A 9,217-nucleotide genomic window follows, 5' to 3' on the forward strand; every position below is an offset into this window, starting at 1 on the left:
GTTCGCCGGAGTCCAGGACGGCCTGGGTCCAGCCGCCTTCGATGACGCCGGTGGCGTCCAGGACGGCCCAATCCACCACGTCGGTGGCCTCCACCACCACGGGGGCACCGATGCGTACGCTCTGGTCGGTGTTGGCGTCGCTGGCGCTCACCCCGACGATCCGCTCCGGGGTCTCCCACGAGGTGACGCCCGCCCAGACGTACTCCGGGCCGTCGTCGCCGGGCAGGCCGTACTTCACCACCAGCTGCGACTCGGCGGGCAGCCCGCCGGCGACGAACCGTGCCCGCGCGTCGCCCAACGCGGCGCGGGCGGTCGCGACCGCCCGGCTCATCGCGTCACCGGCGCGGGCGTAGCGCACGTCCGGCTGGATCCCGGAGAACAGCGTCGCGCAGGCGGCGGCGTAGTACCGCCCGTCCGGACCGGGATGCCCGGCCGGCGGGCGCAGGCTGAGGAACGAGTCGGCCTCCGGGTCGGTCGCCGGGTCCAGCTCCAGGCGCAGCAGCACCGGCGCGGTCGCGCCATGCTGCTCCGGGTTGCCGTACGCCACCGCGATGTCGTGCCCGGTCACCGTCGCCAGGACCGGCAGCTGCACGAACGCCGGCACCTCCTCGCCGGCGAGCCCGTCGGTCCAGTCCCGCAGGAGCCGCCGCGCCGCCCCGGTCATCACCGCGCCCCAGGCCCGGGTCAGATGGTCGGGCACCCCCTGGGTCTGCAACTCCAGCAGCCCGAAGCGGCGCAGACCCTTGGTGGTGAACCACAGCCCCTCGGTGTCCGAGGAGTACGGCACCAGCACCCAGTCGACCAGCCGGATGCGGCCCTGCTCGTCGGGGAGCGAACGCAACGCGGTGGCCGGGTCGAGGAACTGCAGGCCGAAAACGTCCACCACGTCGCCGTCGACGGACTCGGCGACCGCCGCCGCCACGGCCCGAGCCGCCCACTCGTGCGCCGGCGGCCAACCGGGCCGGTACTCGGCCTGCACCACCACCAGATGTGTCGCCGCCGCCAGCCGCGCCAGCTGCGCCTCGGTGGCGCCGAACGCGGTGAGCAGATCCGGCGGCAGTTCGGGGAACACCGCGATCGGCCGGGTGTCCACGCTCATGAGCGGGCTGTCCAGCATCTGCCGGGCGAGCCCGTGCACCGGCTCGGCCAGCCGGCCGGTCAGCGCCGCCACCGCCGTCTTCGCGCTGACCTTCGGCAGCCCCGCCATCGGCACCAGGTAGGTCGCGCTGAGCGACTCCGGGACCGGTACGGGCAGGAAGTCGTCGGTGATGAGCATGTTCGTTCCCCCGGTGGCCGCGCCGGTGCTGTCGAGGCGAACGCTACCCGGCCGGCCGCGCCGGCTTCAGGCGGACAGCACCAGACCCAGGTAGACCAGCGTGGTGACCACCTCGACGGTGGCGCCGAGCACGTCGCCGGTGATCCCGCCGAGCCGGCGTACCACGTGGCCCAGCAGCGCGACCGCGACGGCGAGCGCGGCGACGACGGCCAGCGGCCCCTGCCACGGGCGGCCCGGCACGGCGGGCACCGCCAGCAGCACGACGGTGACCGCGCCGGCGGCCAGTGCCAGCGGGCCGACCGTGCCGGCGACCAGCGCGCCGAGGCCGTCCGGCCGGGCCGCCGGTACGCCCCGACGGCAGGCCACGGTCACGCCGAGTCGCCCGGCGGCGGTGGCCGCGACCACCGCCGCGAGACACGCCGGCCAGGGCCGGGCGGCCAGGTCGGTGAGCGCCGCCGCCTGCACCAGCAGGACGACCACCAGGGCGACCACCCCGAACGGGCCGACGTCCGGCTTCTTCATGATCTCCAGTGCGGCCGCGCCCCGGCGGTACGAGCCGAGGGCGTCCACGGTGTCGGCCAGCCCGTCCAGGTGCAGCCCCCGGGTGAGCAGGGCCGCGGCGCCCACCGTCACAGTGGCGGCGACCAGCGGTGCGGCGACCGCGCCGACGAGCAGCAGCACACCGGCCAGCAACGCCCCGAGCAGGGCGCCGACCAGCGGGGCGAGCGCCATCGCGGTGCCGGCCACCGGGCGGTCGATCCGCCCGGTGCGCACCGGCAGCGTGCTGAACGTGGTGACCGCCAGTCGGGCGCCAGCGAGGAGCCGCGACTCAGCCGGCACGCCAGCCCGACGCCGGCTGCTCGTCCGCACCGGTGCTGGCCGGGCCCGGCCCGGCCGGCTCCGGCTCGGCGAAGTCCGGCTCGGCGTAGTCCGGCTGGGTCTGGTCCGGCTGCTCGGGCCCGCCGCCGCCCAGCGACGGGTGGGCGGGCAGCGCGGCGGCCAACGCCAGCACCGAGCGCAGCAACGGGAGCGCGACCAGCGCGTTCGCCCCCTCGCCCAGGTCCAGTCGAAGGTCGAGCAGCGGGGTGAGGCCGAGCACGTCGGCGGCCAGCCGCACCGCGGGGTGCCCGCCGTGGTCGGCGAGCAGGCACCAGTGCCGTGCCTGCCCGGCCAGGTCGCGGCTGACCATGCCGGCGGCCAGCCCGACCGGCCCGTCCAGCAGCACCGGCACCCGGCGGGCGGTCGCGCCGAGCAGCACGCCGGTGGCCACCGCCACATCACCGCCGCCCAGCTCGGCCAGCACGTCCTTGGCGCCGCGCGGCGAACGCCGGGTGCGGTGCAACGCGTCGCGCACCGCCGCGCAGCGGATCATCCAGGCCGCGTCGTCGATCTCACCGGAGTCGGTGATCACCCGGCCGAGCACGGCCGGCGGCTCCGCGCCCGCCGTCGCCGCGAGGACCGCCGCGGCCGCCGCCTCGGTGCCGGCGCCGCACGCCCCCAACACCAGCAGTTGTACGCCGGCGTCGGCGGCCTGCTCGGCCAGCCGCCAGCCGTACCGCAGCGCCGACTCGACCTGCGCGGGGGACAACGCCGGCTCGTCCTCCATGGCCGCCGCGGTCGGGGCGTCCACCACCTGCAGGCTGGCGCCGCTCTCGGCGGCCAGCCGCGCCAACGCGCCCTGCCCGGCGCGGGCCTGCGTGGCCCGGCGCGCCGAGTCACCGGCGATGGTGCCGGCCGACGCCCCGCCGGCATGGTCGCCGTGCAGCAGCAGCACCCGCACCGAGCCCCAGGCGACCGGCGTCGAGGTGGCCTGCGTGGCGGCGGCGAAGCCGACCACCCGGTCCAGTACGCCCAGCCCGGCGCCGGGCATGTCCAGCGTGGCCAGTCGGTCCACCGCCTGCGGGCCGGTGTACTCGTCGGGCATCGGAAGTTCCATGCCCGGCTGGATGACGAGCCCGGTCGCCACCATCGGCAACGCCATCGTCGGTGCGGCCCACGGGTTGCCGGGCTCCTGGTTCGGGGCGGGCGGCGCGGGGTGGGTCAGCACGTCCGGCAGCTGCACCTCGGGGGTCGGCCCGGTGTCGCCCGGGCTCACCGCGACCGGCGCGGTAGCGGTAGCCGGGGCCGACGGCGCGGGCGAAGCCGCGGTCGGCTTCAGCCAGACCGGCTGGCCGGCGACCACCAGCACCACCGCGTCGCAGGCGTCGGCGACCGCGCGGTTCGCCGCGCCCAGGGCGTCGGTGAACGCCCGACCCAGCGGGGTGGTCGGCACCGGTGACAGCCCCACCTCCGGGCTGACCAGCACCACCCGGGCCGAGCAGGTGCGGATCGCCTCGGCCAGCTCGGCGATGGTCGCCACGTCGTCGGCCGGCTGGTGGTCGGGGTCGAGCAGCACCGTCACCCAGCCGCCCAGGTCGTCCACGAGCAGCGTCTCGTTGGGCTCGGCGGACGCGAGCACGTCGGCCAGCCGGCGTGGGTCCTCGGCGGTCTCCTCGGTGCTCCAGCTGCCCGGCCGTCGGGAGCGGTGCGCCGCCAGCCGCGTCGCCCACTCGGTGTCCTCCGGGTCGCCCTCCGGTGCGGTGGCGAGGTAGCGGACCACCGGCGCGTCGGTGACCAGGGACTCGGCGAACTCCGATTTGCCGGACCGGATACCGCCGAGCACCAGGACCGTGTTCCACCCGTCAACGGACATGCCCGTACCTTAAGGCCGGCCCGGGTCGCTCTGCCTGCCGGCCCGGCGCTCACTCCCGGGCCGCCGTACCGGCCTGGATTGATCAACCCTTGGGTCACGGCGGGGGCGAGCGAGCGGCCGTCCGGCGCGGGGCCGACTACGCTGGCGAGGGTTCGTCCCACGGGGACTTCAGCGGCGAGGGGAGACGCGGCATGGCGTGGAGCTGGCGGTACGAGGGCACGGACGGTCAGACGGTCGAGGGACCGGCGGAGTCGTTCGGCAGCCAGGCCGACGCCGAATCCTGGATCGGTCAGACCTGGCGGGAGCTCGCGGCGTCCGGCGTCACCTCGGTCGCGCTCGTCGAGGACGACCGGGTGGAGTACCGGATGAGCCTGCTACCCACGGCCGAGTGATGGGCTACGACCGGCCGGGCGCCGACGGGCTGGTGCTCGGCGTGCCCAGGGCGGCGTTCCGGCCCAGCCCGGTCTTCCTCGGCCTGGTCGCGCTCCTCGCGGTCAGCGGGGTGCTGACCTGGAACGGGTACGGCAACGTCCGCGTCAACGTGTTCCTGTTCGTGGTCTCCGGTTGGCTGGTCTCGCTGTGCCTGCACGAGTACGCCCACGCGGTGGTCGCCTACCGGGCCGGCGACCGGGACATCGCCCACCGCGGCTACCTGACGCTCAACCCGTTCAAGTACACCCACCCGCTGCTGTCCATCGTGCTGCCGGTGGTGGTCGTGCTGCTCGGCGGCATCGGCCTGCCCGGTGGCGCGGTGTGGGTGGACCGGCACGCCATCCCGGGGCGGCTGCGGCACACCCTGGTCAGCCTCGCCGGACCGGCGACCAACGTGCTGTTCACGCTGCTGCTGGTGCTGGCGGTGCGACTCGGTACGCAGTCCGGCGGCCCGGTGGAGTTCTGGGCCGGGGTGGCGCTGCTGGCGTTCCTCCAGCTCACCGCGAGCGTGCTCAACCTGCTGCCGGTGCCTGGTCTGGACGGCGGCAACATGATCCAGCCGTGGCTCAACCCGCAGTGGCGCAAGATGTACGACCTGTTCGCCCCGTACGGATTCATCCTGCTGTTCGCGCTGCTGTGGAACCCGCGCATCGGCGGCTGGTTCTTCGACGCGGTCTTCGCGGTCGGTGACCTGCTCGGCCTGCCGGCGTGGCTCTACGCCGTCGGCCTCGACCTGATCCGCTTCTGGCAGAGCTGACCCGACCGGGCCGGTCGACGCGAGATCCGCACCGACCGGCCCGGGCCCTCGTCAGGGACGCTGCGCGGGGGACACGGTCTTCGCCGGGTTCCGTTCGGTGACCGGCTCGACGATCTCGTCGATCGCCGTGAGCAGCTCGGCGTCGAGCTTCACCCCGGCCGCCTTCACGTTGTCGTGCACCTGCTCGGGGCGGGACGCGCCGATGATCGCCGACGAGACGTTCGGGTTCTGCAGAACCCACGCCACGGCCAGCTGGGGCATGCTCAGCCCGGCCTGCTCGGCGAGCGGCTTGAGCCGCTGCACCCGGGTGAGCACGTCGTCGTTCATGAACCGGGCGATGAAGTTCGCGCCGGACTTCTCGTCGGTGGCGCGGGAACCGGCCGGCGGCGGCTGACCCGGCAGGTACTTGCCGGAGAGCACGCCCTGCGCCATCGGCGACCAGACGATCTGCCCGATGCCCAGCTCCTCGCTGGCCGGTACGACCTCGGCCTCGATGACCCGCCACAGCATCGAGTACTGAGGCTGATTGGAGATCAGCGGGACGTGCAGCTCGCGGGCGAGCGGGTGGGCGGCGCGCAGCTGCTCGGCGGTCCACTCGGAGACGCCGATGTAGTGCGCCTTACCGGAGTGCACGACGTCGGCGAACGCCTCCATCGTCTCCTCCAGCGGCGTGCTGTGGTCGTACCGGTGGGCCTGGTAGAGGTCCACGTGGTCGGTACGTAGCCGGCGCAGCGAGCCGTTGATCGACTCCATGATGTGCTTGCGGGACAGGCCACGGTCGTTGCGACCCGGCCCGGTCGGCCAGTAGACCTTGGTGCAGATCTCCAGGCCCTCGCGGCGCTCGTTCTCCAGCGCCCGGCCGAGCACGTCCTCGGCCCGGGTGCCGGCGTACACGTCGGCGGTGTCGAAGGTCGTGATCCCCGCGTCCAGGGCGGCCCGCACGCAGGCGAAGGCGGTGTCCTCCTCGACCTGCGAACCGTGGGTGAGCCAGTTGCCGTACGAGATCTCGCTGACCATCAGGCCGGAGCGGCCCAGGTGTCGGAATTTCACGTCCCGACCCTAGCCCTCGGTGGATCACGATCGCCGACCGGCGTCTCAGAGCACCGGGTTCGCGTCGGTGAGCAACCGGTCGATCTCCGCGAGCACCTCGGCCCGGTCGCGGTGCACCGGGTCGATCAGCGGCTCACCCCGGCGGTCCAGCGCACCCCACCGGCCGGTGGCGCTGCCGATGAGGAACGCCACCGGATGGATGACCAGCATCGGGTGCGCCGGCGGCACCAGCACCGCACCGGAGCGATCCACCACACCGCGTCGACCCGCCACGTCGACGACGGCGAGACCCTCGTCGGTGAACCCGTCGATCTGCTCGCCGTCGGCCAGCTCGGTGCTGAACCCGTGGTAGCGGGTGGGCACCACGATCCGGCCGTTCCGGTCGACCGCGCCCCACCCCTCACGCCGTACCGCGGCCACCCCGCGCCGGAACGGGCGCACCTCGGCGAAGTTGGGCGGCACCTGCACCGCGCCGGTCGCGTCGATGGCCGTCCAACCGCCGTCGCCGACCACCCACGCCAGGCCGTCGCTGAACGGGCGCGCCATCCGGTACGACGGCTGGATCACCGTCGTACCGAGCAGGTTGATCAGCGACCAGCGGTCGGTGTCCGAGCGCCGGACCCACGCCAGCCCGTCGTGGAACGCCTGCACCTCCGCGTACCGGGCCGGGATGACCAGCTCGCCGTCCGGGTCGGTGTACCCCCACAGCGGTCCGTCCCGGCCCGGCATCGGGGGTCGGTCACGGTCGAGGATGTCGTCCCGACTCCGGGGGTACGGCCCGAAGCCGTCCGCCGACGCGCGGGCGGTGACCGCGTCGAGGGCCACCCGGACCCGGTCCAGCAGCTCCGGGTCGCCGGCGCCGCGCAGGTCGAGCGCCCGCTCGAAGTGGTGGCACGCCTCCATCAGCCGCCCCTGGTCGTGGCAGGACCGCCCGGCGTGCTCGTGCAGCGCGGCCCGCAACCGGTCCGGCAGCTCGATCGAGTTCGCCCGGGCGAACAGCAGGTCGGCCTCGGCGAAGTCGCCGCGCCAGCGCAGCACGTGGGCCAGCCGGGCCTGGGCCAGCGCGGTCCGGCGCAGCTCGCCGGTGGCCTCGGCGTAGGTGAGGGCGAGCCGACCGTCGGCCAGCGCGTCGTCCAGTTCGCCGAGGATCCGGGAGGCCACCGCCCGCAGGCTGAGCAGTCGCGCCCGCGTCCGGTTGTCGATGGCCGAGCCCAACTTCTCGGTCAGCCGCCGCCGGATGGCTCGCAGGTCGTCGGGCTCGGTCAGCTCCTCGCGCAGGGTGACCGGGTCCAGCCGCCAGCGGTACGCCCCCAGGACCTGCTCCGGGTCGCCCGGGTCGGCCAACGACGGACGGGTCGGCTCCGGCGGGTCGGCGGGCGGCGCGGACACCGGTGCGTTCTCCCCGGGCGACCCGGTCCGCGGCCCGGGGATGGCCATGGCAGGCACGCCCGACACGGGTGCTTCCGGTGTGGACACGGGCGGCGCGGAGACGGGCTGGTCCGCGTCGTGGTCGGGCGGCGTGGAGCTCACCTCGGCCGCCGGGTCGTCCTCGTCCGGGTCGCCCTCGTCCGGGTCGGCAGGCGTGACGGCCGGGACGGGAGCCGACTGGTGGTCGCTGTCCGAGACCGGCGCCGGTGGCCGGGCCGCTGCCTCGGGGTCCGTGACGTCGGCCGGCTCGCTGGAAACCTCGGAGGCGCGGCCGGAAGGTTCAGGGGCGGGTTCGGTGTGCTCGTGCGGCGTCGTGACGCTCGGCGCCCCGGAGACCGGGCGCGCCGGTGGACCGGACACCGGCCCGAGCGCCGTCGATCCGGGTCCGGGCTCCGTAGGTACGTCGTCGTCGTCGCCCCAGGGGTCGCCGGCGGCCTCGCCGTCCGCAGACGCGGGGAGCGACCCGGTGGACGCCGTCGCGTCGTCGGGCGCGGACACGGGTCGCGCGGGCGGCGCGGAAACCGGACGCGCGGGTGGAGCGGACACGGGCGGTGCGGAGTCCGGGTACGCGGGCGGCGCGGAGACCGGGTACGCGGGTGGTGCCGAGACCGAGGCCGCGGGTGGAGCGGACACGGGCGGTGCGGAGACCGGGCGCGCGGGTGGCGCGGAGACCGGGTACGCGGGCGGCGCGGAGACTGGGGGCGCGACCGGCTCGACAGTCGGGTCGGGCCGTCGGTCCGTCGGCGGGCCACCGGTCGTCGGCTCGGCGGACGTCGTGCGCCGCTCCTGCCGCTCCGCGGTCACTGGCGACGAGTTGGCCGCGTCGTCGAGGACCGACCCTGCGCCGGTCGCCGAATGGTCCGTCGTTGTCTCGTCCTGGTCGGACTCCGCCTGCTGGGCGGGATTGAACCAGGCGTCCGGCCCCCGCACCGGAGCCTCGGCCGGTTCCGTTGCGGGCGGCACCGATGATTCCGAGGGCGGCGGTGGAACGTAGCGGCGCGGCACGCCCGGGGCGACCGGAAGCGCCGGACCGGCGTCCATCGCGGGCGTTGCGGGCGTGCCCGGCGGTGGCGTGGTCGCCGGGGTCGGCCGGGTGGTCGCCCGATCCGGGTGCTGCCAGCTGGGCGGTGCCGTCTCGCCGGTCGTTCGGCTATCGGCTGCCTGCTCGTCGCCCCGCCGCCCGTCGCCGGAGCGGCCTGCGGGGCTCGCCCCCGGGTAGCGCGGCGGTGCGGCGGGTTGAGCGGAGGCGGTCGGCGCCGGCTCGGACGGCGTCCGACGCTCGGGAGACAGCGAGGGTTCGTCGGTCCGCGGTGGATCCACCGGCGCGGGCAGGAACTCCAGCCGGAGCCGGGCGGCCGGCGGGCCGGAGACGGGTACGTCCGCTGCCGGTGAGACGGGTGCCGCCGACACCGGTCGGTCCCGATCCGGACGATGCGGCGGGCTGGGGTCGGTCGCCCGGTGCCCGTGGCCCGTCGAGGCGGGGGAGACCGGAGCGGCCGAGACCGGTCGGTTCCAGGCGGGGGAGACCGGGGCGGCCGAGACCGGTCGGTTCCAGTCGGGTGCGGCCGGCGAGACGGGCGCG

7 protein-coding genes are annotated in these 9,217 nt (G+C 75.4%); 2 read left to right on the forward strand and 5 right to left on the reverse strand.

Annotation, left to right across the window (positions count from 1 at the left end; translation table 11 throughout):
* The 3 genes from F8271_RS27660 to F8271_RS27670 form a co-directional block, all read right to left on the reverse strand.
* The coding region (locus F8271_RS27660; RefSeq protein ID WP_151492785.1) for a DUF2314 domain-containing protein at positions 1 to 1,276 on the reverse strand (1,276 nt) is incomplete at its 3' end.
* Positions 1,277 to 1,342: 66 nt separating this feature from the next.
* A complete protein-coding gene (locus tag F8271_RS27665; RefSeq protein ID WP_151492786.1) occupies positions 1,343 to 2,116 on the reverse strand; it encodes an adenosylcobinamide-GDP ribazoletransferase in 774 nt (257 codons plus the stop codon).
* Positions 2,106 to 3,968, reverse strand: a complete 1,863-nt coding sequence (locus F8271_RS27670; RefSeq protein ID WP_151492787.1) for a bifunctional adenosylcobinamide kinase/adenosylcobinamide-phosphate guanylyltransferase — start codon at positions 3,966 to 3,968, stop codon at positions 2,106 to 2,108. Before F8271_RS27670 ends, F8271_RS27665 begins: the two co-directional genes overlap by 11 nt.
* Positions 3,969 to 4,159: 191 nt before the next feature.
* On the opposite strand from F8271_RS27670, the gene F8271_RS27675 reads away from it, so the two are divergent.
* Positions 4,160 to 4,360 carry a hypothetical protein gene (locus F8271_RS27675; protein ID WP_030337978.1) on the forward strand — a complete coding sequence of 67 codons (201 nt, stop codon included), beginning with the start codon at positions 4,160 to 4,162 and terminating at the stop codon, positions 4,358 to 4,360.
* The gene (locus F8271_RS27680) at positions 4,360 to 5,157 is read left to right on the forward strand and encodes a site-2 protease family protein (RefSeq protein ID WP_151492788.1); all 798 of its coding nucleotides are present in this window, start codon (positions 4,360 to 4,362) and stop codon (positions 5,155 to 5,157) included. Before F8271_RS27675 ends, F8271_RS27680 begins: the two co-directional genes overlap by 1 nt.
* 51 nt (positions 5,158 to 5,208) lie before the next feature.
* Here the strand turns inward: F8271_RS27680 and F8271_RS27685 are convergent, their stop codons facing one another.
* Together F8271_RS27685 and F8271_RS27690 are read right to left on the reverse strand one after the other, a co-directional pair.
* On the reverse strand, positions 5,209 to 6,207 hold the full coding sequence (locus F8271_RS27685) for an aldo/keto reductase family protein (RefSeq protein WP_151492789.1): 999 nt from the start codon (positions 6,205 to 6,207) through the stop codon (positions 5,209 to 5,211).
* A 45-nt stretch (positions 6,208 to 6,252) separates the two neighbouring features.
* Positions 6,253 to 8,676: a WG repeat-containing protein gene (locus F8271_RS27690; protein WP_151492790.1), complete on the reverse strand. Its 2,424-nt coding sequence runs from the start codon at positions 8,674 to 8,676 to the stop codon at positions 6,253 to 6,255.
* Positions 8,677 to 9,217: the final 541 nt, after the last annotated feature.

The sequence above is a fragment of the Micromonospora sp. ALFpr18c genome (assembly GCF_008868155.1).
Taxonomy (GTDB): domain Bacteria; phylum Actinomycetota; class Actinomycetes; order Mycobacteriales; family Micromonosporaceae; genus Micromonospora.

Coding starts and splice junctions, on each gene's coding strand:
- F8271_RS27670 (WP_151492787.1), bottom strand. CDS start 3,968: ATGTCCGTTGACGGGTGGAACACGGTCCTGGTGCTCGGCGGTATCCGG.
- F8271_RS27690 (WP_151492790.1), bottom strand. CDS start 8,676: ATGGACGCCGGTCCGGCGCTTCCGGTCGCCCCGGGCGTGCCGCGCCGC.
- F8271_RS27680 (WP_151492788.1), top strand. CDS start 4,360: ATGGGCTACGACCGGCCGGGCGCCGACGGGCTGGTGCTCGGCGTGCCC.
- F8271_RS27675 (WP_030337978.1), top strand. CDS start 4,160: ATGGCGTGGAGCTGGCGGTACGAGGGCACGGACGGTCAGACGGTCGAG.